Annotated in this window: 26 protein-coding genes; 16 read left to right on the plus strand and 10 right to left on the minus strand. The window is 67.4% G+C overall.

Annotation, left to right across the window (positions count from 1 at the left end):
- Window positions 1-14 precede the first annotated feature (14 nt).
- The gene (locus ACAM51_RS24235; protein ID WP_369642136.1) at window positions 15-896 is read left to right on the plus strand and encodes a lysophospholipase; all 882 of its coding nucleotides are present in this window, start codon (window positions 15-17) and stop codon (window positions 894-896) included.
- Window positions 897-943: 47 nt separating this feature from the next.
- Here ACAM51_RS24235 and ACAM51_RS24240 read toward each other — a convergent pair whose 3' ends face one another.
- Window positions 944-2,560: a hypothetical protein gene (locus ACAM51_RS24240; RefSeq protein WP_369642137.1), complete on the minus strand. Its 1,617-nt coding sequence runs from the start codon at window positions 2,558-2,560 to the stop codon at window positions 944-946.
- 317 nt (window positions 2,561-2,877) lie between these two features.
- Here ACAM51_RS24240 and ACAM51_RS24245 point away from each other — a divergent pair, with 317 nt between their 5' ends.
- Window positions 2,878-3,168, plus strand: a complete 291-nt coding sequence (locus ACAM51_RS24245; RefSeq protein WP_369642138.1) for a hypothetical protein — start codon at window positions 2,878-2,880, stop codon at window positions 3,166-3,168.
- 314 nt (window positions 3,169-3,482) lie between these two features.
- Here the strand turns inward: ACAM51_RS24245 and ACAM51_RS24250 are convergent, their stop codons facing one another.
- Window positions 3,483-4,136: a DUF5677 domain-containing protein gene (locus ACAM51_RS24250; protein ID WP_369642139.1), complete on the minus strand. Its 654-nt coding sequence runs from the start codon at window positions 4,134-4,136 to the stop codon at window positions 3,483-3,485.
- Between the two features lie 615 nt (window positions 4,137-4,751).
- Between ACAM51_RS24250 and ACAM51_RS24255 the strand changes: the two genes are divergently transcribed.
- Both ACAM51_RS24255 and ACAM51_RS24260 read left to right on the plus strand, forming a co-directional pair.
- A complete protein-coding gene (locus ACAM51_RS24255; RefSeq protein ID WP_369642140.1) occupies window positions 4,752-5,210 on the plus strand; it encodes a hypothetical protein in 459 nt (152 codons plus the stop codon).
- 251 nt (window positions 5,211-5,461) lie between these two features.
- Entirely contained in the window at window positions 5,462-6,085 is a 624-nt protein-coding gene (locus tag ACAM51_RS24260; RefSeq protein ID WP_369642141.1) for a hypothetical protein, read from the plus strand.
- A gap of 183 nt (window positions 6,086-6,268) precedes the next feature.
- On the opposite strand, the gene ACAM51_RS24265 is transcribed toward ACAM51_RS24260, so the two are convergent.
- Both ACAM51_RS24265 and hemH read right to left on the minus strand, forming a co-directional pair.
- A complete protein-coding gene (locus tag ACAM51_RS24265; protein ID WP_369642142.1) occupies window positions 6,269-8,770 on the minus strand; it encodes a Lon protease family protein in 2,502 nt (833 codons plus the stop codon).
- Window positions 8,771-8,921: 151 nt separating this feature from the next.
- Complete coding sequence (gene hemH / locus ACAM51_RS24270) at window positions 8,922-10,034, minus strand: ferrochelatase (protein ID WP_369642143.1); 1,113 nt, start codon at window positions 10,032-10,034, stop codon at window positions 8,922-8,924.
- Window positions 10,035-10,184: 150 nt separating this feature from the next.
- Here hemH and ACAM51_RS24275 point away from each other — a divergent pair, with 150 nt between their 5' ends.
- From ACAM51_RS24275 to ACAM51_RS24330, 12 genes are all read left to right on the plus strand, one after another.
- On the plus strand, window positions 10,185-10,856 hold the full coding sequence (locus ACAM51_RS24275; protein ID WP_218294083.1) for an amino acid ABC transporter permease: 672 nt from the start codon (window positions 10,185-10,187) through the stop codon (window positions 10,854-10,856).
- Between the two features lie 13 nt (window positions 10,857-10,869).
- Complete coding sequence (locus ACAM51_RS24280; RefSeq protein ID WP_218294084.1) at window positions 10,870-11,523, plus strand: amino acid ABC transporter permease; 654 nt, start codon at window positions 10,870-10,872, stop codon at window positions 11,521-11,523.
- An 81-nt stretch (window positions 11,524-11,604) separates the two neighbouring features.
- The gene (locus ACAM51_RS24285) at window positions 11,605-12,411 is read left to right on the plus strand and encodes a transporter substrate-binding domain-containing protein (RefSeq protein WP_369642144.1); all 807 of its coding nucleotides are present in this window, start codon (window positions 11,605-11,607) and stop codon (window positions 12,409-12,411) included.
- 48 nt (window positions 12,412-12,459) lie between these two features.
- A complete protein-coding gene (locus ACAM51_RS24290; RefSeq protein ID WP_255591361.1) occupies window positions 12,460-13,248 on the plus strand; it encodes an amino acid ABC transporter ATP-binding protein in 789 nt (262 codons plus the stop codon).
- Between the two features lie 56 nt (window positions 13,249-13,304).
- Window positions 13,305-14,051 (plus strand): sugar phosphate isomerase/epimerase family protein, encoded by a 747-nt coding sequence (locus tag ACAM51_RS24295; RefSeq protein WP_369642145.1) that lies wholly within the window; start codon window positions 13,305-13,307, stop codon window positions 14,049-14,051.
- The gene (locus ACAM51_RS24300) at window positions 14,048-15,019 is read left to right on the plus strand and encodes a sugar kinase (RefSeq protein ID WP_369642146.1); all 972 of its coding nucleotides are present in this window, start codon (window positions 14,048-14,050) and stop codon (window positions 15,017-15,019) included. Before ACAM51_RS24295 ends, ACAM51_RS24300 begins: the two co-directional genes overlap by 4 nt.
- Complete coding sequence (locus tag ACAM51_RS24305) at window positions 15,016-16,035, plus strand: 2-hydroxyacid dehydrogenase (RefSeq protein ID WP_369642147.1); 1,020 nt, start codon at window positions 15,016-15,018, stop codon at window positions 16,033-16,035. Before ACAM51_RS24300 ends, ACAM51_RS24305 begins: the two co-directional genes overlap by 4 nt.
- The gene (locus tag ACAM51_RS24310; protein WP_369642148.1) at window positions 16,032-17,090 is read left to right on the plus strand and encodes a LacI family DNA-binding transcriptional regulator; all 1,059 of its coding nucleotides are present in this window, start codon (window positions 16,032-16,034) and stop codon (window positions 17,088-17,090) included. The genes ACAM51_RS24305 and ACAM51_RS24310 overlap by 4 nt, the downstream gene beginning before the upstream one ends.
- Before the next feature lie 103 nt (window positions 17,091-17,193).
- The gene (locus ACAM51_RS24315; RefSeq protein ID WP_369642149.1) at window positions 17,194-17,901 is read left to right on the plus strand and encodes an HAD family hydrolase; all 708 of its coding nucleotides are present in this window, start codon (window positions 17,194-17,196) and stop codon (window positions 17,899-17,901) included.
- A 112-nt stretch (window positions 17,902-18,013) separates the two neighbouring features.
- Entirely contained in the window at window positions 18,014-18,859 is an 846-nt protein-coding gene (locus ACAM51_RS24320) for a DUF2189 domain-containing protein (protein WP_218340767.1), read from the plus strand.
- Complete coding sequence (locus ACAM51_RS24325; RefSeq protein ID WP_044402495.1) at window positions 18,856-19,068, plus strand: DUF2788 domain-containing protein; 213 nt, start codon at window positions 18,856-18,858, stop codon at window positions 19,066-19,068. Before ACAM51_RS24320 ends, ACAM51_RS24325 begins: the two co-directional genes overlap by 4 nt.
- 75 nt (window positions 19,069-19,143) lie before the next feature.
- A complete protein-coding gene (locus ACAM51_RS24330) occupies window positions 19,144-20,652 on the plus strand; it encodes a M14 family metallopeptidase (protein WP_369642150.1) in 1,509 nt (502 codons plus the stop codon).
- 51 nt (window positions 20,653-20,703) lie between these two features.
- Here the strand turns inward: ACAM51_RS24330 and ACAM51_RS24335 are convergent, their stop codons facing one another.
- From ACAM51_RS24335 to ACAM51_RS24360, 6 genes are all read right to left on the minus strand, one after another.
- Entirely contained in the window at window positions 20,704-21,648 is a 945-nt protein-coding gene (locus ACAM51_RS24335; RefSeq protein ID WP_369642151.1) for an IS481 family transposase, read from the minus strand.
- An 86-nt stretch (window positions 21,649-21,734) separates the two neighbouring features.
- Complete coding sequence (locus tag ACAM51_RS24340) at window positions 21,735-22,439, minus strand: DUF899 family protein (protein WP_369642152.1); 705 nt, start codon at window positions 22,437-22,439, stop codon at window positions 21,735-21,737.
- Between the two features lie 139 nt (window positions 22,440-22,578).
- The gene (locus ACAM51_RS24345; RefSeq protein WP_369642153.1) at window positions 22,579-23,634 is read right to left on the minus strand and encodes a tripartite tricarboxylate transporter substrate-binding protein; all 1,056 of its coding nucleotides are present in this window, start codon (window positions 23,632-23,634) and stop codon (window positions 22,579-22,581) included.
- Between the two features lie 23 nt (window positions 23,635-23,657).
- On the minus strand, window positions 23,658-25,055 hold the full coding sequence (locus ACAM51_RS24350; protein WP_218340769.1) for a sensor histidine kinase: 1,398 nt from the start codon (window positions 25,053-25,055) through the stop codon (window positions 23,658-23,660).
- 2 nt (window positions 25,056-25,057) lie between these two features.
- Window positions 25,058-25,726 (minus strand): response regulator, encoded by a 669-nt coding sequence (locus ACAM51_RS24355; RefSeq protein WP_218294094.1) that lies wholly within the window; start codon window positions 25,724-25,726, stop codon window positions 25,058-25,060.
- Window positions 25,727-25,887: 161 nt separating this feature from the next.
- Window positions 25,888-26,901 carry a tripartite tricarboxylate transporter substrate binding protein gene (locus ACAM51_RS24360; RefSeq protein ID WP_218294095.1) on the minus strand — a complete coding sequence of 338 codons (1,014 nt, stop codon included), beginning with the start codon at window positions 26,899-26,901 and terminating at the stop codon, window positions 25,888-25,890.
- Window positions 26,902-26,975 lie beyond the last annotated feature (74 nt).

Genomic DNA, 26,975 nt, shown 5'->3' on the forward strand with positions numbered 1-26,975 from the left:
TGCAGAATGAAACGATGAGCACCACCACCTCCTCCTTCCAGTCCAACGCAGACGGCACCCAGGCCACCACCTACACCTGGGCCCAAACCCCGGGCCAACCTGTGGGCGTCGTGCAAATCTCCCACGGCCTTGCCGAGCATGGCGAGCGCTACGACCGCTTTGCGCGGGCCCTCAACGCCGCAGGCTTCATCGTCCACGCCGTGGACCATCGCGGACACGGGCGCACCGCCGGTGGTCGGTTGGGAGACTTTGGCAGCGCTGGTTTCAGCGGCCTCATTGCCGACGTGGCCCAGTTCGGCGCACTGCTGCGCGCGCAGCACGCCGGCCTGCCGCTCTTCCTATTCGGCCACTCCATGGGCTCCTTCGCAGCGCAGGCGGCCATCCTGGACCACTCCTCCACCTGGTCTGGCGTCATCCTGTCAGGCTCCACCGCCCTCGACCTGCTCGCTGCCGCCATGGCCAACGCCCCCGCTGATGCGCCCGCCGGGCTCGCGGCCTTCAACGCAGGCTTTGAGCACCGCACCGGCTACGAATGGCTGTCGCGCGACGCTGCGGAGGTAGACGCCTACGTCGCAGACCCCTGGTGCGGCTGGGACATGCCGGACGACGTGATCCCCTCGCTCTTCGCCCCCGCGCCCCGGCTGGCCGACCCCGCGCTGCTCGCGCGCATTCGCAGCGACCTGCCCATCCTCATCGCATCCGGCGACGCAGACCCGCTGGCGGCAGGCGGGGTCTTGTTGGAGCAACTGGGGCAGCGGTATCGGGATGCGGGAGTGGCCGATGTGACGGTCAAGCTGTACCCGGCGGCGCGGCATGAGATCTTGAACGAGACGAATCGGGATGAGGTGACGGGGGATATCGTGGCGTGGCTGCGGGCGCGTTCCCGCATTGCGTAGTCACGGCTCCCGTAGCAGCAGTCTGTTGAAACAGCTCCCACGCCAGTTCATGCGAACAGCTCTGCCACCCTCTCCAGGAATGCCTGCATGTTCAGCTCGGCGTCCAGCGTTTCGCGGGTGATGACGTCGGCGTTCCCGTGGCGCGCCCCGTACTCGATGCGAAGCTGCATTTGGCCGTCGTCGTCCAGTGCGTTGTCGTAGCCCATCCGGTACATACGCCAGATGTCGCCGCGGTGAGCCAGTGCCAAGAATCGATGCTCGTCGAGGCCCGTGATGGGTGGAAAGCAAAGGCACACCACTTCGATCGCGCCCTCACCAGCCCTGCCGGGCAGAGTGACCACATGGCACCTGAGGCCGTCCGGGGGGATGCGCGCGGAGCCAGGCAAGGTGGAGGCCTTGTCTTGCCACACGCGCGTGAGCTCGGATGCACCATCCGGACCTCCGAACCTGGCCCAAAAGCCGCCTGGGTCTTTGCGCAGGTCCTGGTGCAAGGCTTCGGTCACTTCATAGTGGTGACAGCGCCGCCCGCGCGGGTCGGGGGTGTGTGACTGCAGCGATGCAGGAATAGGGCGCAGTGCGGCCTGCCAGGCAGCTACGTCGTGCCAGCGGGCCAGCGGCGGCGTGTGGGCCAGCGCGGCGCGCACGGCCGCCAGGGCCTCGCGTTCCTGAGGGGCGCGCCAATGGCTGCTGTGCTGCCAATGGTCCTCCAGCTCGCGGGCGATGTTGGCTGCCAATGGGTTGCCATTGAGGTGGGCGATGACGAGGCGCTGCGCATGCGGGAAGACCTCTTCACGCAGGCTGCGCGAGCCGTCGGAGCCGTCAGGGCGGTCCGACCAGGTGTAGGCGTTGCGGTAGGGAGTACGCACCGTGTCGGCGCTGGCGTCGTTGAGCAGTTGGTCCAGCCCCTGCAGGTCAGTGCACAGACCCGCCAGGGGCAGAACCCGACCACATACCAGCGCAAGGACCGCAGGCAATTGCGACAGACGTTCGAGTGTCCAGCGGTGCAGGGAGCCCGGCCCGGGCTCGAAAAACGCCATGCCCAACTCGAAGGCGGTGTCCTGGTGGGGCTCGGGGCCCAGGGCTTGTGCCAGCACAGCGGTACAAGCGTCATGCCACACACGCAGGGTCAGGTTCAGCACTTCATAGCGCATCAGATTGACGGTCAGCACCTGGCGCACCGCACCGAGCCGTCGGGCGAGAACGATGGGCGCGCCGGGCTCGTCGGGTGGTGCAGCTTCCAGCTCAAAACCGCTGCCTGCCATAGCGCGCGCCAGGGCAGGGGCCAAAACTTCTCGCACCTCGCTCTCGCCGCGCAGCGCATCTGGCGGGCGAGCCCCCCAAGGCAGCTTTTCGGGGGGCGCCACAGGCGTGGCGGCTTGCGCGAACTCGGTCGGCACCACCCGGCCGTCGGGCAGAAAACCTACTCCCAGCGCCGCGTCATACGCCACCAATCCCAGCGCACCGGCAATCTCCACAGCCGCCTGATATGCGGGCATTTCGTCCACGCTCGGGAGGTCAAACTGCCATGCCGCGCGGCGACAGGCATCGGCCTGTTGCAGCGGTGTGGTGCGGCCCGCTACCTTGAAGCGATCCTCGAACCGCAGCGCGAACTCAACGAAGCGCAGGTTCTTGCCATCGGCACGCGCGTGCAGTAACTCGCGCATGGCCTCCAGCGCCGCAAAGTTGTCGGGCAGCGGCAGGGCATGGCGCTGGGGGTCGAAGAGGTGAAGGCTAGAGGGCATTGCGGGGCGAATACAAAGGGTTGGCTCGCGCAGCTTAGCCGGGATCAGGGCCGGGCAGCTTCGCCGCACGAGAGGGACTTCACGCTCGCGTCGCGTAGCAGCATGCCGGCCTCCCGCTCTTCCTGTTCGGGCACTCCATGGGCTAGTTCGCAGCGCAGGCGGCGATTCTGAACCAAGAATCCACCTGGTTCGGCGCGGTCCTGTCAGGCTCCACCGCTCTCGACCTGTTCGCCGCCGGCATGGCCAGCGCCCCCGCCGACGCGCCCGCCGGGCTCGCTGCATTCAACGCAGGCTTCGAGCACCGCACCGGCGACGAATGGCTGTCGCGCGACGCCGCAGAGGTGGACGCCTACGTGGCAGACCCGTGGTGCGGCTGGGATGTGCCGGACGATGTGATCCCCGCGCTCTTCGCACCTGCGATGCGGCTGGCCGACCCCGCGCTGCTCGCGGGCATCCGCAGCGACCTGCCCATCCTGATCGCGTCCGGCGATGCGGACCCGTTGGCTGCAGGCGGGGTTTTATTGGAGTAACTGGGGCAGCGGTATCGGGATGCCGGTGTGGCTGATGTGACGGTCAAGCTGTATCCGGCGGCGCGGCATGAAATCCTGAATGAGACGGATCGGGATGAGGTGACGGGGGATGTTGTGGGGTGGCTACGGGGGCGGGTCGACGTGGCTTAGCGTGTGCTCGACGTTTTGATTCCGGTCTGGTCAATGCTTGGTTTCGGATAGGACAGATCGGTGCCGCTTTGCAAAGCTGACGCTCAACGTGGGCTTGGCAGCAATCGCGCGGCGCAAGCTTTTCGGAATGTGTGCCCCCGTCGGTGGTCATGCTGACCACCGTACTAGGCGCGCTCAGCGCTGAAAATCTCCTGGGCATACTCAAAACCTTTCGGGTTGGTGTTTCCGATTGATAGCAGCGCAACTTGTGCGAGTATGGTGCGGCTTAGGTATTGGTTTAGCAATTCAAGCACAAGTACGAGGTAGCTCTTCTCTGCTTCATTTTCCACACCCCGACCACGCTCGTTCGACTGCGAATACGTTGCAAACGGAGAGCCGTGGGAATGCTTTGAAAGCAGTCGGTAGATGGGCTTGAAATGACCTCCAATCAAAGAAAACTGCTCTGCCACTTCGTCATCTGTGAAATACATGTCGGAATGTCCTTTTTTGATTTTATCTGCTTTTGTTTTTGCAAGCTGAGAATATATCGTAGATCCTATTAATTTGGATTTTGCGCGAGGTAGGTTTTCTTCGAAGCTGTTCAGGATTTCTTGGTTTGCGCCGAATTCTTTGTATAGTCGGTACTTTTCGGAGTTCATGTGATAGAAATATAGTCCCATCCGAAATGCTGATTCATCCTCGCTCAACCCAGGCTGGCTCAAATAGAGGTGACGGTGACACGTCTCTATCAAGGCACGGGTCAATGTGGCAACTGATGGAAAGTCCCAGAGGCCAGTGTTATTGATTTTGTTTCCTGGCAGCAATGCATTGATTGACATCGCGCTTAACGTTATTCGAGTGTAGACCTTCGTGCTTTCAATGCCTAGGGTGGTTGTATGAATTCCGCCGGATGAGTCAGAAAAACTGATTGCAATTAATATTAGTCGTTCGAACTTGTCGAGTGCTTTGCGATAGTTGACTTCAAGTGTTTTTGGATCGGAAGCTATGGTGAATTTTGCGTAATATAAATTGGAAAAACTTTGGGGTGAACTGGGCCGTGCGGAATGTAAAAGCTAAATTTGGTATTGGTGGCTTGCGGTCTGTGCCTGCAAGCGCGGAGCCGCTTGAATAGTAGATTCAAAAATTCCTTGGCTCCACTAGGGTAAAATCGAAAATCATATCGGATCCGCATAAAGGGCTTGGTCCATCGTCTGGACGTTCCCGCCGTGAATCTGGCGGTTTTCGGAAGAATGCCTAATGTCGGGTTTGTCCTCAAAAACACCATTGGGAAAAACTGTCTCAAAGCTAGCGTTGATTCGTAGCCGCTGGCTTGTAATTCGGAGCACGCTGACCGTAAGTCCATGGAGTGTCTAGAATATTCCGCAAGGCTCAGCATTTACCCCGCAAGTTCTGCGGGATGCATCACGTCAGACATCATCGAGGGAAGCTGCGGCATGGTAGCGATTGAAGACCTTTATTCGACCCTGATCCGAGAAGGCGTACGCCGTAACCTCGACGTCGTGGCGGAGTTCTGCGTTGCGCCCCGCAACCGGCTGTTCGAGAAGAAAATCGATGTCGCGTGGGTCCGTAAGCGTGAAGACGCAAATCGCTTCGGCTCTCTGAGACGTTGGCAGATCGTGGCTGCGTTCGAAATTGAGGGGTACGACGTGCCTCTTGATCGCCTGGAATTGCACACATCACAGATCAAGCAGCTCTGGGAAGAAGAGAGGGAGTGCTTCCCGTGCTTCGTACCCTTGTACACGTGGGCGTTCCACCGCACTAATCCTGAATGGGGCAATGACAAGCCGGAACGCAAGATTCGGCAACGTGTTGAAGAGGCTCGGCGTCTGGGTGGCGTCGTGGATGTAAGGGACGGCCGTGACATGAGTTGGCTTGACGCTGTGGCCCGATGATGTCTACGTTAGGCGCCAAGCCGCGCACAACAATGCACAACGACCAGGCTCCAACCGAGGGAACTTGCAAGCTAACCGGCAAGACAGGCCCTTTCGTTGCGTCTCACATCATCCCTGAAGCGCTAACGCGACCCTCTGTACGAGGACGTCCCTTGTTTCAGTATGAGGAAGGTCGGCCTCCTACGCGACGCTGGACGAGTTGGTACGACTCGGCGCTTGTGACGGCGGACGGCGAGAGATATCTTTCTGACTTGGACAGTTGGGTGATTTCCGAGCTTCGGAAGCATCGTTTGGTTTGGAGCGGATGGAGGGGCGATCAGCAACTAGGAGAACTGAACACCATCTTCTTCAAGTCTCTTGGTATCAGATCGGTTGAGAACATGGATACGAAGCGGCTTCGCCTCTTCTTTCACAGCCTTCTCTGGCGCGCGGCTGCAAGCGATGGAGACGAGTTCAGCGAAATTACGGTTTCGCCTGAAGATCTTGCGGTACTGCGCGACGAAATATTGGGTTCGCTTGAATCTCCGTTGAGCTTTTTCCCGGTTCAACTGACGCAATTTTCAACAAAGGGGGTCGTCCACAACCACGCTCCGATTCGCGACGTCAAGTACTTGCCGAATCCGTATATGCCGAATGGCTCCCCGGTCGCGTTGCCGACGTTTCGCTTTTGCTTCGACGGGCTCATTGCACATATCCACTGTGCGACTCCGCTGGGGTATGGCTGCGAGGCATTGGGCAACCTGTTGCTCGGTAGCTCCACCTCGGTGGTGATCTCCACGATTCCTTTCGATGATTCCGCCCAGGCGCTCAATTTGTCTAAGGTGTTGTCTGAATCCGACGCCCGATTTGCTCCACCCGATGGGTTCGTCGCCTGATAATTCCGTTGAGGAGATGTCGGTTGCGCTGTCTTGCCACCCTTTATGTCGAGCGTTGAGCGCCCGCTTTAGGCAGCGCCACTTAGTGCGCTCGGCCTACAGTGCGCGTTCGACGGTTGCTGACTACTAACGCTGTTCGGCTGCCAGTACCCCAACGTTCGATTCAGTGTCTCGCGGACCTCTCTACCGCCCCCGAATCCCTCGCCCTCTCCGCGCAGCCCCCGCGATCTGACAAGCCCTCCGATACGCCCGCAGCGTCAACTCCGCCCGCTGCATCACCGTGTCTTCCACCGTAGCCGCCCCCCCGGCCAGCTCATCGGCCTGTGCCTGCAACAACTCCGCCGGGCTCATCCCCGACGCCTCGCCCGTCAGCAGCGCAATTCCCTCGCTCACATGCCCCATGGTGTAGACGTGGAACAGGCCTTGCTCCACGGCGGTCAGGATGGGGCGCTCCAGCATCAGGTGGCGGCGGTTGCGGGCGGGGATGAGCACGCCCTGTGTGCCGTCCAGGCCCGCCATGGCGCACGCGCGGAACCAGCCTTCTATCTTCTCGTTGATGCCGCCCACGGGCAGCACCTCGCCGTGCTGGTTGAGCGCGCCGGTCACGGCGATGCCCTGGCGCAGGGGCAGGCCTGACAGGCTGGACAGCAGCGCATACAGCTCGGCGCACGAGGCCGAGTCTCCTTCCACGCCGCTGTATTCCTGCTCGAACACGATGGACGCATTCAGCGCCAGCGGCGCCACGTGGCTGAACAGCGCGGTGAGGTAGCTGTGCAGGATGAGCACGCCTTTGTCGTGGATGGGGCCGGACATATCGACCTCGCGCTCGATGTTGAGCAAGCCCTCTTGCCCGGCAAACGTGCGCGCGGTGATGCGCACGGGAAAGCCGAAGCGGTAGTCGCCCAGGTCGATCTGCGTCATGGCGTTGATCTGGCCGGTGATGGAGCCCGCCAGCGAGATCAGGCGCTCGCCCTCGGTGATGGAGTCGTGCAGCTCTTCTTCGGGCTGGTTGTGGCGCTGGGTGCGGGCGGCCAGGGCGGCCAACACGTCGGCGGCTTGCACCAGGGTGCCGCCGCGCGCCTTGCACAGGGCAGCGCTTTCGATGGCCAGCGCTTCGGTGTGCGCAAAGCGTGCGCTCTGGCGGCGCTGGTCGTCGGCCTCGCGGTGGGTTTGCTCCAGCAGCAGGGCCACGGCGTCGGAGCCGAAGTGGGGCAGGCCGCGCTTTTTGCAGACTTGGGCCACCAGAATGGCGGTAGCGTAGTGGGTGGCGGGGGTGGCGGCAAAGTGGTCTGAAAAGTCCACCTTCACGCGAAAGCGGCGCGCGGCGTCGGGGTCGGCGTCTTGCAGCGCGTAGTACTCGTCCACCGATCCGATCAGCACGATCTTCACATCCACGTCTACTGGCTCGGGCTGCAGCGCCACGGCGCCGCCGGGGCCGTGGCCCGGGCTGCCGCCGCCTCCTTCTTCGATCTGCAGGCGGCCGCAGCGCAAAAAGCGGCGCAGGCGCTGCCACAGGCCTTCTTCGGCGGCCAGGTCGTGCAGGTGCAGCAGGATGAAGCCGCCGTGCGCCTTGAGCAGGCTGCCCGCGTGGATGCTGGTGTGGTCGGCCTGCACGGTGTCGGCGTCCGATCCGTGCTCAATGCTGCCAAACAGCGTGCGCACGGTGGGGTTGTCTTCCACCACCACGGGCGCGGCGGTGCGGCCGTGGTTGTCTACCACCAGGTTCACCTGGCAGCGGCCCAGCAGGTCGTCGAGCGCATCTTTGCGGTCGTCTTCGGCGTCGATGTTGTTCTGCTCGCCGCCCTCCTCGCCGCCGCTGCCGGGCTCGAACAGGTCGATGTCGTCCAGCACCGCATGCTCTACCTGGTCGAGCCAGTGCGTGAGCTTGACGGTGTCTTTGATCTGCTTGCGCAGGCCCTGGCGGATGTCGTGCAGCGCGTGTTCCACCAGGGGCTTGATGGAGTGGCGGCGCAGGGCAATCAGAGCGTCGTCGCGGGCGCGCTCCAGCGGGCGGGTGGCTTCGAGAAAGCGGGCGATCTCGGTGCGCAAGGCGTGCTCGGCGGCGTCAATCTCTGCGCGGCGCTCGCGGGGCAGGGCGCGGGCTTCGGCTTCTGTCAGCGGCTGGCCTTTGGGGCCGGTGAGGGTGAACACCATTTGCCCGCCTTCGCGCGAAATGCGGAACTGGCGCACCTCGGCGAACGCGTCCAGCACGGCAAAGGCCTCGCTCTCTTGCGCTTGCCAGGTTTTCTCGATGCGTTCGGCGTCGGCCTTGAAGGCGGCGGTTGCGAGGTGTTTCGGGATATCGGCCTGCAGGTTCTTGGCCATGTCGGCCATGCCTTGGCGCAGCTGGCGGCCCTGGCCCGCAGGCAGGCGCAGGGCGCGGGGCCGGTCGGGCGTGTCGAAGTTGTGCAGGTAGCACAGGTCGGGCGGCACGGCGCGTTCTGCCGCCGCAGCCTGCATGGCCTGGCGCAGCAGCGACGCGCGCCCGCTGCCCACTTCGCCCAGCACGAACAGGTGGTAGTCGGGCTGATGCAGCCCCAGGCCGAACTGCGCGGCGGCCTGCGCGCGCTCCTGGCCGATCCAGGGCAGGGGCAGGTCCTGCAGTTCGGCCGTGCTGGCAAAGCCCAGCGTGGCGGGGTCGATCGTCAGCCGCAGCTGGTGGGGGGCGAGGGCGAAGGCGGGCATCGGTACAGGGTGGGTGGGAGAGGGCAGGCCAGCGTGTTGGGGTGCGCAAGCTGCGCGGTTGTCAGGGGCTGCCGTCTCCAGAATTTTAATGAAAATGGCCGCTAGAGCTTGATGGATAAGTGCTAGTAGCTATAAAAATTATAGTGACCGTTCAATGGGACACAGGGCAGGGCCCGGCAGGTGCGCCCCCTGCCTGCGCATGGCTGCGCGCATCGGCCAGCGCCGCGGCGGTGGGCGCCTCGGTGGGCCAGCCCGCCAGGTGCTGCTGCGCCACCCGGCTGAGGGCCGTGATCCAGTGGTTGTTGTCGTTCAGGCACGGGATGTAGTGGAACTCCTTGCCGCCCGCGTGCAAGAAGGCCTCGCGCACTTCCATGTTGATTTCTTCCAGCGTCTCCAGGCAGTCGCTGGTGAAGCCGGGGCACACCACGTCCACGCGCCGCGTGCCGGCCTTGCCCAGTGCCTCGATGGTGGGCTGGGTGTAGGGCTCCAGCCACTTGGCCTTGCCAAAGCGCGACTGGAAGGTGATGCGGTAGCGCTCCGCGCGCAGGCCCAGGCGCTCGGCCAGCAGGCGGCCGGTCTTGCGGGCCTCGCAGTGGTAGGGGTCGCCCAGGTGCAGGGTGCGCTCGGGCACGCCATGAAAGCTCATCACCAGCTGGTCGGGCTGTCCGTGGTGCTTCCAGTGGGTTTCGATGGTGCGGGCCAGCGCGTCGATGTAGCCGGGGGCGTCGTGGTAGCGGTTCACGAAGCGCAGTTCGGGCACGTGGCGGGTGCGTGCGGCCCAGGCGTACACCGCGTCGAACAGGCTGGCCGTGGTGGTGCCGGAGTACTGCGGGTACAGCGGCAGGATCAGGATGCGCGTGGCGCCTTCGGCCTTCAAGGCGTCGAGCTGGCTGTCGATGGAGGGGTTCCCGTAGCGCATGGCGTGGCGCACCAGCACCGCGTGCCCGGCCTCGCCCAGCCAGCCACGCAGCAGCGTGGCCTGCCTGGCCGTCCACACCGCTAGGGGCGAGCCCTCGGCCGTCCAGATGCTGGCGTACTTGGCGGCCGACTTGGCGGGGCGGGTGCGCAGGATGATGCCGTGCAGGATGGGCCACCACGCCAGCTTCGGGATCTCCACCACGCGGTGGTCGCCCAGAAACTGCGCCAGGTAGCGCCGCACGGCGGGCGCGGTGGCGGCGTCGGGTGTGCCCAGGTTGCACAGCAGCACTGCGGTTCGCTCGGCCTGGCCGTGGGTGTAAGGGGGTTCGGGGCGGAAGGAGGGCATGCGGCATTTTCGCCCACGCGTGGTGCCTGGTGGGGGCTGGGGGTTGGATGTGGGCCCGGCGCCTGTTTTTGGGGGCGCTCGGGTAATCCCCGATGTGGTTGTGAAACCGGTTTCATAAACTCTGCGCATCCACTCCGAACCACCCACGCCGTGAATTACCAGTTCCAGTTCGACGCCGTTTTCGCCGCATGGCCGCTGCTGCTCAAAGGCACGTGGATCACCGTGCAGCTGTCGCTCACGGCCACGGTGCTGGGGCTGGTGGTGGCCGTGTTCTGCGCCTGGGGCAAGACGGGCGGGCCGGCGTGGCTGCGGTTCTTGATCAACGCGTACATCGAGGTCATCCGCAACACGCCGTTCATCGTGCAGCTGTTTTTCTTCTTCTTCGCGCTGCCGTCCATCGGCCTGCGCTGGTCGCCCTACACCGCGGCGCTGACGGCGATGGTGGTCAACCTGGGGGCCTACGCGGCAGAGATCGTGCGGGCGGGCATCGAGTCCATCCCCAAGGGGCAGATCGAGGCGGGCAAGGCGCTCAACCTGAAGCCCTGGGAGATCTTTCGCTTCGTCATCCTCAAACCCGCGCTCAAGGCCATCTACCCCGCGCTCACCAGCCAGTTCATCCTGCTGATGCTCAGCTCGGCCGTGGTGTCGGTGATCTCGGCGGACGACCTGACCTCGGTGGCGGCGAACCTGCAGTCGCAGACCTTCCGCAGTTTCGAGATCTACATCGTGGTGGCGCTGATCTACCTGGTGCTGGCGCTGTCGTTCTCGGCGCTGTTCAAGCTGATCTACCAGCGCGCGCTCAACTACCCCGACCGCCGATAAGGAGACCCGGACCATGCGTACCTTCGGACTCTCCGAATTCCTTTTCATCCTGCAGGCCGCGCAGTGGACACTGGCGCTGTCGGCCATTGCCTTCGTCGGCGGGGCGCTGCTGGGCCTTGTGGTGGCGCTGTCGCGCACGTCCGAGAGCGCCGTGGCGCGCAATGCGTCGCGCGTGTTCATCCAGGTGTTTCAGGGCACGCCGCTGCTGCTGCAGCTGTTTTTGATCTTCTTCGGCGCGCCGGTGCTGGGGCTGGACATCAACCCCTGGGTGGCGGCGGGCGTGGCGCTGGTGCTCAACAGCGCGGCGTTTCTGGCCGAGATATGGCGCGGCTGCATCGAGGCGGTGCCGCGCGGCCAATGGGAGGCCGCGCAGGCCCTGAACCTGAGCTACATCAACCGCATGCGCTTCGTGGTGCTGCCGCAGGCCTTCAAGATCGCGCTGCCGCCCACCGTGGGCTACACGGTGCAAATCATCAAGGGCACATCGCTGGCCGCCATCATCGGTTTCACCGAGATCACGCGGGCCGGGCAGATCATCAACAACGCCACCTTCCAGCCGCTGCATGTGTTCACCACCGTGGCGGCGCTGTACTTCGTGATCTGCTGGCCGCTGTCGCTGCTGGCCGCGCGCATGGAGCGCAAGCGGGCCCGGGCGCTGGCGCGCTGACGGCATCGCCGCCAACACCAACAGCGTCTTCGTTCATTCATTTTTTATCTCTTGTTCATAACCACTACCTGGAGACATGCCATGACCTTTTCCCTGCACCGCCGCACCGTCACCACCGCCTTGGCCGCACTGGGCCTGGGCGCCGCGCTCACGGCTTTTGCGCCGCTGGCCTCGGCACAGTCCGTGGCCGACATCAAGAAGAAGGGCGAGCTCACCATCGGCATGCTGGTGGACTTCCCGCCTTACGGCACGACCAACGCGCAGAACCAGCCCGACGGCTACGACGCCGACGTGGCCAAGCTGCTGGCCAAGGAGCTGGGCGTCAAAGCCAACATCGTGCCCGTCACCGGCCCCAACCGCATTCCCTTCCTGCTGACCAACAAGGTCGACGTGCTGGTGGCGTCGCTCGCCATCACGCCCGAGCGCGCCAAGCAGGTGCAGTTCTCGCAACCCTATGCGGCCGCCACCATCGTGCTGTACGGCAAGACCGGCAGTGCCATCAAGAGCGCGGCGGACCTGAAGGGCGTGCGCGTGGGCGTGGCCCGTGCCAGCACGCAGGACGTGGCCGTGACCAAGGCCGCGCCCGAGGGCACCGAAATCCGCCGCTTCGACGACGACGCATCGGCCATGCAGGCACTGATCTCCGGCCAGGTCGATGCCATCGGCTGCTCGGTCACCGTGGCCGCGCAGATCGCCAAGCGCGTGCCCGCCAACACCTTCGAGAACAAGTTCAACCTGCTGCAGCAGGCCATGGGCATTGCCCTGCGCCCCGGCCAGGACGAGTTGACCAAGGCGGTGAACGACTTCGTGGTGCGCAACACGGCCAACGGCGAGTTGAACAAGCTGTACCAGAAGTGGCTGGGCGCGGATCTGCCCAAGCTGCAATAACCCATATCGCTTGAGCGTGAACCCCAGCCACCCCAGGAGCCTTTGACAATGACGGACGCAGTCACGACGACGAAGACCACCGCCGGTGCACCCCCCATCATCACGATGGAGGGGGTCAACAAGTGGTACGACAGCTTTCAGGTGCTGACCGACATCGACCTGTCGGTGCGGGCCGGCGAGCGCATCGTGATCTGCGGGCCGTCGGGCTCGGGCAAGTCCACGCTGATCCGCTGCATCAACCGGCTGGAGACGGTGCAAAAGGGCCGCATCGTGGTCGACGGCATCGAGCTGACCGCTGGCGGCAAGAACGTGGACGCCGTGCGTGCCGAGGTGGGCATGGTGTTCCAGCAGTTCAACCTGTTCCCGCACCTCACCATCCTTGAGAACTGCACGCTGGCACCCATGCGATCGCGCGGCATGGGCAAGGCGGAAGCGGAAGAGGTCGCCATGAAGTACCTCACGCGCGTGCGCATTCCCGAGCAGGCGCACAAGCACCCCAGCCAGCTGTCGGGCGGGCAGCAGCAGCGCGTGGCCATTGCGCGCGCGCTGTGCATGGCCCCCAAGGTGATGCTGTTCGACGAACCCACGTCGGCGCTGGACCCGGAGATGGTCAAGGAAGTGCTGGACACCATGATCGGCCTGGCCGAGGACGGCATGACCATGCTGTGCGTGACGCACGAGATGGGCTTTGCGCGCAGCGTGGCCGACCGCGTGATCTTCATGGCCGACGGCAAGATCCTGGAGCAGGCGCCGCCCGCGCAGTTCTTCGGCCAGCCGGAGCATGAGAAGACGCGCCAGTTCCTCGGCCAGATCCTGAGCTCCCACCACGCGCACTGAGGCCGTGGTGGCCGCACGTTGACGAAAGCCCGGCTGACGGGCTTGAAAGAACATCCATGAAGGTATTGATCTCCCTGTCCTCCTTCGGCGCGGCCGAAACGGGACGCCACGGCCAGCTGTGGTGCACCGACCTGGCCCGCCAGGCGGGCGCCGACGGCGTGGAAGTGCGCGGCGAGCTGCTGCGCGACGCGGCCACCGAGCTGCCCGCGCTGGCGGGCCTGGCCGCGGTGTATTCCAGTCCCGAGGGCCTGTGGACCGTGCAGGGCCAGTTGGACGAAGCCGCCCTGCAGCGCGGCATTCATGCATCGCAGGTGCTGCACGCGCCGCGCCTGAAGATGTCCATCGGCGGCTTTGGCGCGCGGTCCGAGGCGTCGCTGCAGCGCCTCAAGGCGCTGCTGGCCGCCACCCCGCAGGTGGAACTGGTGATCGAAAACGACCAGACCGCCACGGCCGGCACGCTGGCCGCCCTGCAGGCGTTCTTTGCCGCGCAGGCGCAGGCCGGGCTCGACCTGGGCATGACCTTCGACATGGGCAACTGGCACTGGCAGGGCGAGTGCCCGCTGCAGGCCGCTCAGGCCCTCGCGCCCCATGTGCGCTACGTGCACTGCAAGGGCGTGCAGCGCCTGCCGGCCAAGTGGATCGCGGTGCCGCTGGCGGAGTCGGTGGCGCCCTGGCGCGCCGTGCTGCGCGCGCTGCCCGCCGATGTGCCGCATGCCATCGAGTACCCGCTGGTGGGCGACGACCTGGTGGCCGTCACGCGCGGGCAGGTGGACTTCATCCGTGCGGTGCGGGGTGCTGCATGAGCGACGCTGTTTCCAAATCCGGCGACACCGCATTCGATGTGGCCCTGTTCGGCGAAGCCATGCTGCTGCTGGTGGCCAACGAGCCCGGACCGCTGGAGAACGCCACGGGCTTTCACAAGCGCACCGCGGGGGCCGAGACCAATGTGGCCATTGGCCTGGCGCGCCTGGGGCTGAAGGTGGGCTGGGCCAGCCGCCTGGGTACCGACTCCATGGGCCGCGCGCTGCTGGCCGCCATGCGCGGCGAGGGTATCGACTGCTCGCACGTGGTCTGCGATGCCACGCAGCGCACGGGCTTTCAGTTCAAGGAGCGCGTGACCGACGGGCGCGACCCGCAGGTCGAATACCACCGCAAGGGCTCGGCCGCCAGCCAGATGGGCCCGGCCGATGTGGACGAGCCCTGGCTGCGGTCCGCGCGCCACCTGCACGCCACGGGCGTGTTCGCGGCCATCTCGGACACCAGCCTGCAGGCAGCCATCCGCACGCTCGAGGTTGCGCGCGCCGCGGGCCGCACCGTCTCGTTCGACCCCAACCTGCGCCCCACGCTCTGGGCCTCGCCCGAGGCCATGCGCCACTGGATCAACACCCTGGCCGGCTATGCCGACTGGGTGCTGCCGGGCCTGGAAGAGGGCGTGTTCCTGACCGGCGAAACCACGCCTGAAGGCGTGGCGCGCTTCTACCGCGAGCGGGGCGCCAGGCTGGTGGTCGTGAAGCTCGGGCCCGAGGGCGCCTACTACGACAGCGACGTGGCCGGCACCGGCCGCGTGCCCGGCGTGCCCGTGGCCCAGGTGGTGGACACGGTGGGTGCGGGCGATGGTTTTGCGGTGGGCGTCATCAGCGCACTGCTCGGAGGTTTACCCGTGCCCGCTGCCGTGCGCCGCGGCGCCTGGATCGGCGCGCGTGCGGTGCAGGTGCTGGGCGACACCGAAGGGCTGCCCACGCGGGCTCAGTTGCAGGAGGCAGGCCTGTGAGCGTGTCCGCATCGGCGGTGCAGGGCAAGCCCGAGCGCAAGAAGGTGCTGGTCTTTCGTGAACTGCCGCCCGACCAGCTGGCACGCCTGCAGGCCCTGCACGACGTGACGGAGGCCAACCCGCGCAAGCCCGAAGAGCGTGCCCTGTTCGACTCGGCGCTGGGCCAGGCGCAGGGGTTGATCGGGTCGAGCTACCCCGTCGATGCCGCGCTGCTGGCGCGGGCGCCCCGGCTGGAGGTGGTCTCCAGCGTGTCCGTGGGCGTGGACAACTACGCGCTCGACGCACTGCAGGCACGCGGTATCGTGCTGTGCCACACGCCCGGCGTGCTGGACGAAACCGTGGCCGACACCGTGTTCGCGCTGCTCATGGCCACCAGCCGCCGCGTGGTGGAACTGGCGCAGCTGGTGCGCGAGGGCCGCTGGACGAAGAACATCGGCGAAGACCTGTTCGGCAGCGATGTGCATGGCAAGACGCTGGGGCTGCTGGGCTTTGGCCGCATCGGCCAGGCCATCGCGCGCCGTGCAGCGCTGGGCTTTGGCATGCCGGTGGTCTACCACGCGCGCCGACCGGTGGACCTGGCCGCCACGGCGCCTGAACTGGTGGGCAAGGCTGCGCACGTGCCGCTGGCCGAGCTGCTGGCGCGGTCCGACTTTGTGGTGGCCATGCTGCCGCTGTCGGACAGCACGCGGGGCCTGGTCAATGCCGACGTCTTTGCAGCCATGAAGCCCGGCGCCATCTTCATCAACGGCGGGCGCGGCGCCACGGTGGTGGAGCAGGACCTGCTGCACGCGCTCGACCACGGCACGCTGCGCGCGGCGGGACTGGATGTGTTTGCCACCGAGCCGCTGCCGCTCGACTCGCCCCTGCGCACCCACCCGCGCGTGACGCCGCTGCCGCACATCGGCTCGGCCACGCACGGCACGCGCCACGCCATGGCGCTGCTTGCCACCACCAGCTTGCTACAGGCGCTGGCCGGTGAGCGGCCCGCCGCCGTGTATAACGCCGCGCAAGCATGACCTCACCGACACCCGCACCATCGACCACGCCCCGCGCCCGCCCCACCATCGCCGATGTGGCGGCCGAGGCCGGCGTGTCCAAGGCCACGGTGTCGCGCTACTTCAACCACCGCGAGCGCCTGCTCAGCCCCGACATCGCCGCGCGCGTCGAGGCCGCCATCGCTAAGCTGGCCTATGTGCCCAGCCCCATGGCCCAGGCGCTCAGCCACGGCCGCTCGCGCCTCATCGGGCTGGTGGTGGCCGACATCACCAATCCGTATTCGGTGGCCGTGCTGCGCGGCGCCGAAAAGGCGTGCCAGGAGGCGGGCTACCTGGTGATGCTGTTCAACCTGGGCAACGACCGCGAGCGCGAGCGCGCCGCCATCGATGCGCTGGCGAGCTACCAGGTGGACGGCTTCATCCTCAACACGCTGGGGCAGGGCGAGGGGCTGGCCGACGTGACCACCCTGCACGGCAAGCCCGCGGTGCTGGTGGATCGCCGCCATGCGGGCCTGGCGGCGGATTTCGTGGCGCTCGACAACGAAGCCGCCATGCGCGACACCTGCGCGCACCTGGTGCAGCAAGGCTGGCAGGACCTGCTCTATGTCACGCAGCCGCTGCAGGGTGTGAGTTCGCGCCTGGAGCGCACGGCGGCCTTTCGCGCCTGCGTGGCGGCCCAGGGCAGGAATGTGCGCGACGATGTGCTGGAGATCGATGCGCAGCAGGAGGGCGAGGACGCGCTGGCCCAGGCGCTGGCGGCCTTTCGCCAGCGTGCGGGGCGGGGCGCGCGCTGCGCGGTGGTCGCAGGCAATTCCGTGGTCACGCTGCGCGTGGCGGCCTCGGTGTCGCGCCTGGGCTGGACCTTCGGGCTGGAGCTGGGCTTCGTGGGCTTCGACGACCCGGAATGGGCACCGTTGATCCGGCCGGGCCTGAGCACCGTGGCGCAGCCCACCGATGCCATCGGCCAGCGCGCGGCCCGGTGCCTGCTGGAGCGCATCGGCGGCCTGCAGGGCCCGGTGCGCGAAAACCTGTTGCCCGGCACGCTCATCGTGCGCGGGTCGTCGCTGGGCACCTGACCCCGAAGGGCGTGCGCACAGGCGCTGCGGTATGCTGTGCGGCCGCCGCCCGGCATCCCACCGGGCCTTCCGCCTCCACGCTGTTTTTTGCAGGTGCGCCCCCTTGCCGACCCCCTCCCTGGACATCCCCCGCATCCGCGCCGTCACCATCGACCTGGACGACACGCTGTGGCCCATCTGGCCCACCATCGAGCGCGCCGAAGCCGTGCTGCTGCAGTGGATGGCCGAGCATGCGCCCGCCACCGCGCGCCTGTTCCAGAGCACCGAGGCGCTGCGCGCCATCCGCAACCAGATGGTGAACCTGCGGCCGGACCTGCAGCACGACCTGAGCGCGCTGCGCCGCGAATCCATCCGCCTGGCGCTGACCCAGGCGGGCGATGACGGCGCGCTGGCCGAGCCCGCGTTCGACCTGTTTTTTGCCGAACGCCAGCGCGTGACGCTGTTCGACGATGCGCACGATGCGCTGGCCTTCCTGTCGTCGCGCTACCCGGTGGTGGCGGTGTCCAACGGCAACGCCGACATCCACAAGGTGGGCATCGGCCACTATTTCAAGGACAGCCTGAGCGCATCGGTGCTGGGCGTGGCCAAGCCCGATGCCCGCATCTTCCAGGCAGCCGCCCAGGCGCTGCAGGTTCCGCCGCACGCGGTGCTGCATGTGGGCGACGATGCCACGCTGGACGCCCGGGGCGCCATGGAGGCCGGCATGCAGGCGGTGTGGCTGAGTCCCGCCGAGGCCGCCTGGCCCTACGACACCCCGCCGCATGCCACCGTGAGCAATCTCACGGAGCTGTGCCGGCTGCTGACGGCGTAGCCCGCGCGCTCCGCGCTATCCGGGGGCAATTTCTTGTCCCAGGTCAAGGGCCCAGCGCGCCGCGGTGTGTGCCGGCTTGATCCCGGTCACCGATCCGGCCACACTGCAGGCCATGCCGAGAAACCCTCCCGCCTTGCCCGCCATCCGCACCATCGGCCTCATGCAGCCCATGACCTGGCTCGTCCTGGCCTGGCGCGACATGGCCCGCGCGGGCTGGATCAGCTTTGCCCACGGCCTGGCCCTGGCGCTTTTTGGCGCGGCGATCTTCGCGGTGGCCCACCACAGGTTCTGGCTGCTGGCCGGGGCACTGTCGGGCTTTCTGGTGATAGCCCCGGTGCTGGCCACCAGCCTGTATGCGCTGAGCCGCGCGCTGGAGCGTGGCGAGCCCGCGAACCTGGGCGTGGTACTCAAGACCTGGCTGAACTGGCAGGACAGCCACGTCAACAAATGGGGCAACGACTACTGGTGCATGGTGCAGTTCGGCGCCCTGCTGGCGCTGGCGGCCACGGGCTGGGTCATGACGTCGGCGGCGCTCATCACGCTGCTGGCGCCCGTGCCCATCCAGACGCCCCTGGATTTCCTGCGCCATGTGGTACTGGCCCGCGAGGGCTGGCTGTTCGAGATCTGGCTGGCGCTGGGCAGCCTCATGGCGGCGCCGATCTTCGCCTCCAGCGTGGTGGCCATGCCCCTGCTGCTGGACCGGCGCGCCACCTTGCTGCAGGCCGTGCTCACCAGCTGGCAGGCGGTGATCGGCAACCCGTTGCCGATGGCGTTCTGGGCGGCGCTGATCCTGGGCTTCACGCTGCTGGGCCTGGGCTCGCTGCTGCTGGGGCTGATCGCCGTCATGCCCATGCTGGGCCACGCGAGCTGGCATGCCTACCGGGATCTGGTCGATGCCTCCAGCCTGCCCGGGCGGGGGGCGGCAGCGCCCACGCAGAACCGCGGGGTGGCGCCGTGATCTTCGGTTTCACCGAGGCGCAGATCTCGGGCTTCTTCCTCACCTACGGCGTGGGTGCGTTCATCCTGTACATGCTGTTCATCATCGGCCAGCTCGCGTGGGAGTCCAAGGCCGGCCGGTTTGGCACCTTCGTGCTGTTCCTGGGCCTGGGCGTGGGCTTCCTTGGGTTCCTGGCGAAGGTCGTGATCCAGTGGTGGCTGGAGCGGTGAGGCCGCAGCGCATCGGCGCCGGGACACGGCCGCAGTGAGGTAAGGTGATGGACCGATCTACCGACCGCCTCGCCCATGTCCTTGCCTTCCGCTCCCTCCCTGCTCACCCGCGCTGAAACCAGCGGCTACACCGAGACATCGACCCACGCCGACGTGATGCTGTACGTGCGCGGCCTGGCGGCGCTGGGGGATGCCCGATTGCATGTCGCGGACTTCGGCGCATCGCCCGAGGGCCGCCTGTTGCCGCTGCTGGTGCTGTCCGCGCAAGGCCATTTCACGCCGCAGGCCGCGCAGGCCAGAGGCCTGCCCGTGGTGCTGATACTGTGCGGCATTCACGCTGGCGAAGTGGAGGGCAAGGAGGCCGCGCTGATGCTGGTGCGCGACCTGCTGCGCGGCGAGCACGGCGACGTGCTCTCGCACTGCACCGTGGTGGTGGTGCCGCTGTTCAACCCCGACGGCAATGACCGGCTGGGCACAGACAACCGCCCGCTGGACGTTGCCCACCTGCGCGGGCAGGACGGCCCGGCGCTCGTGGGCACGCGCAACAATGCGGCGGGGGTGAATCTCAACCGCGACTACATGCGCCATCAGGCTTCCGAGATGCGCCTGCTGCAGACGCGCGTGTGCCAGCCCTGGAACCCCCACCTCACGCTGGACTGCCACGCCACCAACGGCTCCATCCACCGCTTCGCGCTGACCTACGACATTCCCCACACCGAGCACACGGGCCGCAGCGAGCCCGTGGCCTATATGCGCGAACGCATGATGCCCGCCGTGCAGGCCGCGGTGAAGCGCACCGAGGGCCTGGACACCTTCTGGTATGGCAACTTCGTGCGCGACGAGGGCGGGCAGGGCCAGGGCTGGATCACCTACACCCACCACCCGCGCTTTGGCTGCAACTACCGGGGGCTGACCAATCGGCTCGACGTGCTGCTGGAGGCCTATTCGTATATCAGCTTCAAGGAGCGCGTGGCGGTGACGTATGCCGTGCTGCGCGAGGCACTGCACTACGTCGCCGGCCATGGCACGGAGATCGTGCAGCTGCTGGACGGGTGTGCCGAGCCGCCCGCCGAGGTCGCCATCCGCTATGCATTGCAGCCCATCCCAGGCACCACGGTGGAGGTTCTCACGCGGGAACCCTATGCGCTGCAAGGCGCCCCCATCAGCGTGCAGGTGCCGCATTTCGCGCACTTCGTCCCCGTGGCCACCGTGAAGCGGCCCTGGGCCTATGCGGTGCCTGCCGCCGTGGCCGACTGGCTGGAGGGCCATGGCTTGCGGCGGGCCGCCGTTGCGCCTGGCACGCTGCTCGATGCAGAAGTCCCGGTGATGCAGCAGCCCGTGGCGGTGCCGGGGCCCGCCATCCTGGAGGCGCAGGCCAGCACGCACTGGCAGGCAAGCTACCGCCGGGCGCAGCGCGCGTTGCCGCAAGGCTGGTGCGTGGTGCCCACCGGCCAGCGCCACGGCGCGATCGCGGTGTACGCGTGCGAAGCGGAAAGCGACGATGGCCTGGTGGCCAATGGCATCGTGCCGGAGCCGGTGGCGGGCGGTGAATTCCTGGCATGGCGGGTGCTGGCGCCGGTGTGAGGCGGGTGCTGGGCCGGGCCGGGATGCAAACGCCCCATGCCCTGATGCTGCCTAGTTGTTGATTCTCAGGAGGTTGTTCATGGCCGGAATGCGGCTGATGGGCGGCTGATGGTTGAGAGCGGAGTGTGGTCGACACCAGTTGTAGCCGTCAATGAATGGCTGCAATGCAGCTTGGCGCTGGGCTGAACTCTCGTAGGGTCTGGCATAGGCCCATTCGCGCAAACTGGTCTGCACGAAGCGCTCGGCCTTGCCGTTGGTCTTGGGCGTGTAGGGCCGTGTTCGGATGTGCCGGATGCCCAGTTCCTGGCAGGCTGCCCCGAAGGTGTTCTTGTAGCCCGCGCCGTTGTCGGTCATGACGCGCTCGATGCGCACGCCCAGGCTGGCGTAGTAGTCCACGGCCTGGCGCAGGAACTGCACGCAGCTCAGGGCCGTCTCATCGCCCAACACCCGGGCGAAGGAGACCCGGGAGTGATCGTCGATGGCCAGATGCACGGCGTCCCAGCCGATGCCTCGGTTGCGGTGCTGGCGCTGGCCTGTGATTCGGTGGCCCACGCCCTGGATGCGTCCCAGGCGCTTGGTGTCGATGTGCAGCAACTCGCCAGGGCTGGCCCGCTCATAGCGGCACACGGGCACGGGCGGTTGCAAGGCGCTCAAGCGGCTCAAGCCCAGGCGGGCCATGTGCCGGGCCACGGTGGACAGGCTGCGGCCGCACTCGCGGGCGATGCGCCACAACGGCAGGCGTTGTCGGCGGTGCAGTTCGAACTGGCTCACCTGTTCGGGGCGGCAAGCTGTGGGGCTGTGATGCGGTCGCGAGCTTCGATCACACAGCCCTGCTGTGCCTTCGGCCCTGAAGCGGGCCAGCCACTTGAACCCGGTGCGGCAGCTCACGCCCATGGCCTGGGCGGCCGCTGTCACGCACCAGCCTTCGTCCAATACCCTGCTGACCAGCAGGGCTCGACCCGCAGCCGTCAAGCGGGCATGCTTATGACTGTTCATCCGTCTCTCCTGACTTGAGTTGCTTGGCCTGGTAACCACAGCTTCCCAAATCCGAGACGGATGAACAACCTATTGAGACATCACACCTAGTCGTAGCGGAGCCGGGGATACCAGTCGGTGCCGCGGCCCTCGGGCGTGAGGTCCAGGATGGACCACAGCGCGGCGATGTCGGGCGCATCGCGCGGGTCCTGCCCGGGGTCGGCCATCTCGCGCGCCATCTCGCTGGCCCAGAACAGGCGCACCTTGTCGCCGTCGCGCCGAAAGATGGTCAGCGCCGGGTACTCGCTGCCGTCGGGCATCAGGATGCCCAGGTCGCGGGCGTAGTCGTCCCCCACGGTCTGCACGAAGTTCAGGTCGCGCCAACCCCGCTCCTGCGCAAACGCGAGCTGCCGCTCCACCGACGAGCGGCCCAGGACCTTGAGCGCGACCCGTTGCTTGATGTCGGCCGCGTTGCCATGGACGGCGCCCAGCCAGTTCGTGCACATGGGGCACGGGCGCTCGCGCTGCGGCCCGTACATCCAGAAGTAGGCCACCAGGGTTTGCTTGTCGCCAAACAGGTCGATCAGCCCGACCTCGGACCCCTGTTCGTCCTGGAAGCGGTAGTTCTTCGCGATGACCGGGCCGGGCGGCAGCGCGCGGCGCTGCTCGGTCAGGCGGCTCATGTGCCGGCGGAACTCGATCTCCTCGGCCAGCAGCGCGCGGCGGGCCTCTTCGTATGCGGCCGAGGCGCCGGGGAAGGGCGTCTTCGCGTTGCGGGCCATTTCGGCCGCGGGCTTCAGTGTGGCGGGCATGGGCTTCCTCCAGTGCGTGGCGGGTTGTGGGCGCGCGGTCTTGCACTCTGCCGCCACAGGGGGCGGTTGCAGGTAGGAAAAACCTGCGGCCCCGTGCAGGCGCAGTCCTTCACGGGCGCCTGGAGCGTGTCGGGACGGCTCAGCGTGCCCAGACCCGGAGTCCCAGGTCCTGCGCCAGGCGCCGGTAGTCCGCCAGGCTGCGCTGCACGAAATCTTCGAGCGCCGCGCCCGTCAGCGCGAACGGGTACAGGCCGTACTGCGTGCACAGCGCGGCGTAGCCGGGGGCGGCCAAGGCATCCCGCAGCGCGGTGGTCCACGCGCGCACCGCCGCATCGGGCGCGCTGGCGGCCATGTACAGGCCGCGCACCGTGGGCCAGACCAGGTCCAGACCCTGCTCGCGTGCCGTGGGCAGGCCCGCCAGGCTGCCGCCCAGACGTGCCTGCGAGAGCACCGCCAGCACGCGCAGCGGCGCGCCCTGCGCGGCTGCCTGCAGGGCCTCGGCCGCATCGCCGGTGAAAATGCCGATGTGCCCGCCCCGCAGGGCCTTGAGCGCCTCGCCGCCGCCCTCGAAGGACACGAAGCGCATGCGCTTGTGGTCCTGCCCCGCCGCACGTACCAGCAGCGCGGCCTTGATCCAGTCCTGGCTGCCCAGTGTGCCGCCGGCGCCAAACACCACGCGGTTGGAGTCCCTGCGCAGCGCGGCAGCCACGTCCTGCAGGCGCTGGTAAGGCGCATCGCGGTGCACGGCCACCACGCCGTAGTCGGTGCCCAGCGTGGCGATCCAGCGCACGGTGCCCACCGGATGCGGGCCGAAGCGGCCCTGTGCGATGTTGAGCAGCGAACCGCTGGAGAAAGCGACCAGGGTGCCCGGGCCGCCCAGGCGCCCGGTGGCCACCTGGTCAAACGCCACGGCCCCGATGCCCCCGGGCAGGTAGCGGGTGCGCAGCGGGGTGCGCGCGGGCCGCACGGCCTGCAGGGCCTGCCCGGCCAGGCCGCAGGTCAGGTCGAACCCACCGCCGGGGCGTGAGGGCGCGACGCATTCCGCGGGCTCGGTGGAGGCATCCGCGGCCGCCGCGCGCGCGGGCAGGGCGCCGCCCGCGCCGCCCCAGGCCGCCAGCGTTGCCAGCATCTGCCGGCGGCTCGGGGCCGCGGCCATGCCGTCTTCGCGCGAGGGGTGGGGGGCAAGGGGTTGCATGGCGGTGTGGCGGGCCGGGTTCTTCATGGCCGGGGCCACCAGAGTATGGCCAGCAGGCCGGGGCCGCCGGCGCGGGCCTCCAGCCGCAGCCGGCCCCGGTGGCGTTCCGCGATCGACCGGGCGATGGCCAGGCCCAGGCCCGAGCCGCCCGCCACGGCCTGCGAGCCGCGCCGGTAGCGGTGGCCCAGGGCGTCGCGCTCTTCGGGCGGGAGGCCCGGGCCGTTGTCTTCCACGCTCAGGCTCCAGCCCAGGCTGTCGCCAGCGGCCGACACGGTGATGGTGCCTTGCTCCGGGGTGTAGGCGATGGCGTTGGCCGCCAGGTTGGTGAGCGCCTCGCGCAGCAGCCCGCTGTCCGCTACGGCGGCCAGTTCGGCCGTGGCGGTGTGGATGCCGAAGTCGATCTGCTTGGCGCGGGCCTGCGGCAGCAGTTCCAGTGCCACGGTGCGCAGCAGCAAGGCCAGGTCGCAGGGTGCGAACTCCACCGCGGCGGTGTCGCTGCGCCCCAGGGCCAGCAGCTGCTGGGTGCTGCGCGTGGCGCGCGCGATCTCGCCGCCCAGGGCTGCCAGCGTGTCCTGAAGCCGGGCCGCATCGGGTTCGCGGCGTGCGTAGTCGATCTGCATCTGCAGCGTGGTGAGGTGTGTGCGCAGCTGGTGCGACGCATCGTCGAGGAACTGGCGCTGCTGCGCCACCAGGTCCTGCGTGCGCGCCATCTGCTGGTTGACGGCGGTGACCAGCGGGCGGATGTCCGCGGGCAGTTCGGCGCCGGCGACCGGTGTCATGTCGTCAGGGCTGCGGGCCTGCACCTCGCGGGCCAGGCGTGCCAGGGGGCGCAGCGCCAGGGCCAGCGTGGCCGCCGTGCCCAGCACCATGAGCGCCAGCACAAGGCCATCGCGCAGCGCGGCGCGGCGGACGAAGCGGCGCGTGAACTCCTGCCGCGACTGGGTGCTTTCCGCCACCTGCACCAGCACGCTGCTTGTCCCGGGGGCGGATGGCGGCCCTTCCATCGCGCGGCGGTAGGCAGCCAGGCGCACGGATTCTCCAAAGTAGGTCGCATCGTAGAAGCGCGGCACACCGGGCTCCAGCGGCCCCGGCGGCAGGGGCAGGTCGGCGTTGCCCAGCTCCACCAGTCCATCCGACGATGCCACGCGGAAATACACGTGTCCGCTGGCCGTGAGCTCGAAGAATTCCAGCATGCTGTAGGGCAGCTCGGCCGAGAGCCCGCCCGAGGCGGTGGAGATGTTGGCATCGATGGACTTGAGCGCGCCCAGCAGCGAGCGGTCGTAGGCCGCGTTGGCGGCCTCCAGCGCGTCGTGCCGGGTCATCCACAGCTCCACGCCCGTCACCACGGCCAGCAGCGGCAGCAGCAGGCACGCCAGCATCCGCCACAGGCTGGCACGGCGCAGGCGTGCGGCCAGGCCCATGTTCAGTGCGATTCCAGTGCGTAGCCCAGGCCGCGCAGCGTGACGATGCGCACGCCGCTGCCGTCGAGCCGCTTGCGCAGGCGGTGCACGAACACTTCCACGGCCTCGGGGTGCACGTCGTCATCGTCGGAGAACACGCGCTCCAGGATCTGCTGCTTGGAGAACGGCTCGCCGCTGCGCTGCACCAGCACGCGCAGCACGGCCTGCTCGCGCGGCGACAGCGCCAGGGGTTCGCCCTGCAGCACGAATTGCCTGCGCGCGCTGTCGTACGCCAGCGGGCCACATGCCAGGCGCGGGTGGTCGGTGCCGCGCGCGCGGCGCACCAGGGCGTGCAGGCGCGCCTCCAGCTCGGCCAGCTCGAACGGCTTGGCCAGGAAGTCGTCCGCCCCGGCATTGAGCAGCCGCACGCGCTCGTCCAGCGAATCGCGCGCGGTGAGGATCAGCGTGGGCAGGCGCTGGTCGCGGTCGCGCAGGCGCTGCAGCACCGCGTGGCCGTCCAGGCCCGGCAGGCCCAGGTCCAGGACCAGTGCGTCGTAGTTGTCGTGCTGCTGCAGCGATCGGTCGGCCAGGCGGCCGTCATTCACCCATTCCACCTGGATGCCCGCGTGCTCCAGCGCGCGGCTGAGCCAGGTGCCCAGGCTGTGTTCGTCTTCGGCCAGAAGGATGCGCATGGAGGGGATGCTAATGCTGTTGTGCAGTGCCATCGCCGAGGCACGTGCGCCCGGGCCGCAGGCCTGGCGCGCCCCGCCAGCGCCACCGTGGAACTGGCTTTGCCAGGCCACGGGTGGCGTCCTCCTCTGGGGGGAAGACGCGAAGCAACTCAAGGGGCTTCCTAATCCGGCTTGACCTGCGCGCGCTTGAGCACCTTCTGCCAGCGCGCCTGCTCGGAGGCGATGAACTGCGCGAACTGCGCCGGCGTGCCGCCGATGGCTTCGGCCGCATCGCCGCTCAGGCGCTTGAGCGATTCCGGCGCCTTGACGGCCTTCATGGTTTCGGCGGCCAGCTTGTCCAGGTGCTCCTGCGTGAGGCTGGCCGGGGCCAGCATGCCGTACCACTGCGTCATCTCGAAACCCGGGAAGCCCTGCTCGGCCACGGTGGGCACATCGGGCAACTGGGGCAGGCGCTGGGTCGATCCCGTGGCGATGCAGCGCACCTTGCCCGACTTGATGAAAGGCAGCATGGCGGCGGCGCCCACGGAAGCGGCGTCAAGCCGGCCCGAGAGCAGGTCGGTCATCATGGGGCCGGTGCCGCGGTAGGGCACGTGCAGCATGAAGATCTCGGCCGTCATCTTCAGGTACTCGAAGGCCAGGTGGCCGGCGCTGCCGTTGCCCGCCGAGCCGTAGCTGAGCTTGGCGGGGTTCTTCTTGGCGTAGGCGATGAATTCCTTGAGGTTCTTGGCCGGCACGTCGGGGTGCACGACGTACAGGCTGGGCACCTTGGCCAGCAGGCTCACGGGCTTGAAGTCCTTGTTCGCGTCGTAGGGCAGCTTGTCGAAGATGTACGGGTTCACGGCGAGCGTGCCGATGTGGCCCAGGATCAGCGTGTGCTGGTCGTCGGCGCGCGCCACCTCCTGCATGGCGATGTTGCCGGCCGCACCGGGCTTGTTGTCCACGAACACGCTCTGGCCCAGCGTCTTGGTCAGCTCGGCGGCGGTGGAGCGGGCGACGATCTCGGAGCTGCCGCCCGGCGCGAAGGGCACGACGAAACGCACCGACTTGGAAGGCCATGCGGCCTGTGCCGACACCGATGCGGGCAGCAGGCCGCCCAGCGCCAGGGCGCCGCCGGCACCGAGCAGGTGGCGGCGGTTGGGGTGGAGGGTGTGGGAATGGGGGGTGTCTGTAGGCATGCTTGTCTCCGTGAAAGCCATCAAGGCGTGACAGCCGCCATGGTGCGCGCCGCGTGCTTTCGGAATGCTGTCAG

Origin of the sequence: Acidovorax sp. A79 (assembly GCF_041154505.1) — a bacterium.
GTDB lineage: Bacteria > Pseudomonadota > Gammaproteobacteria > Burkholderiales > Burkholderiaceae_C > Acidovorax.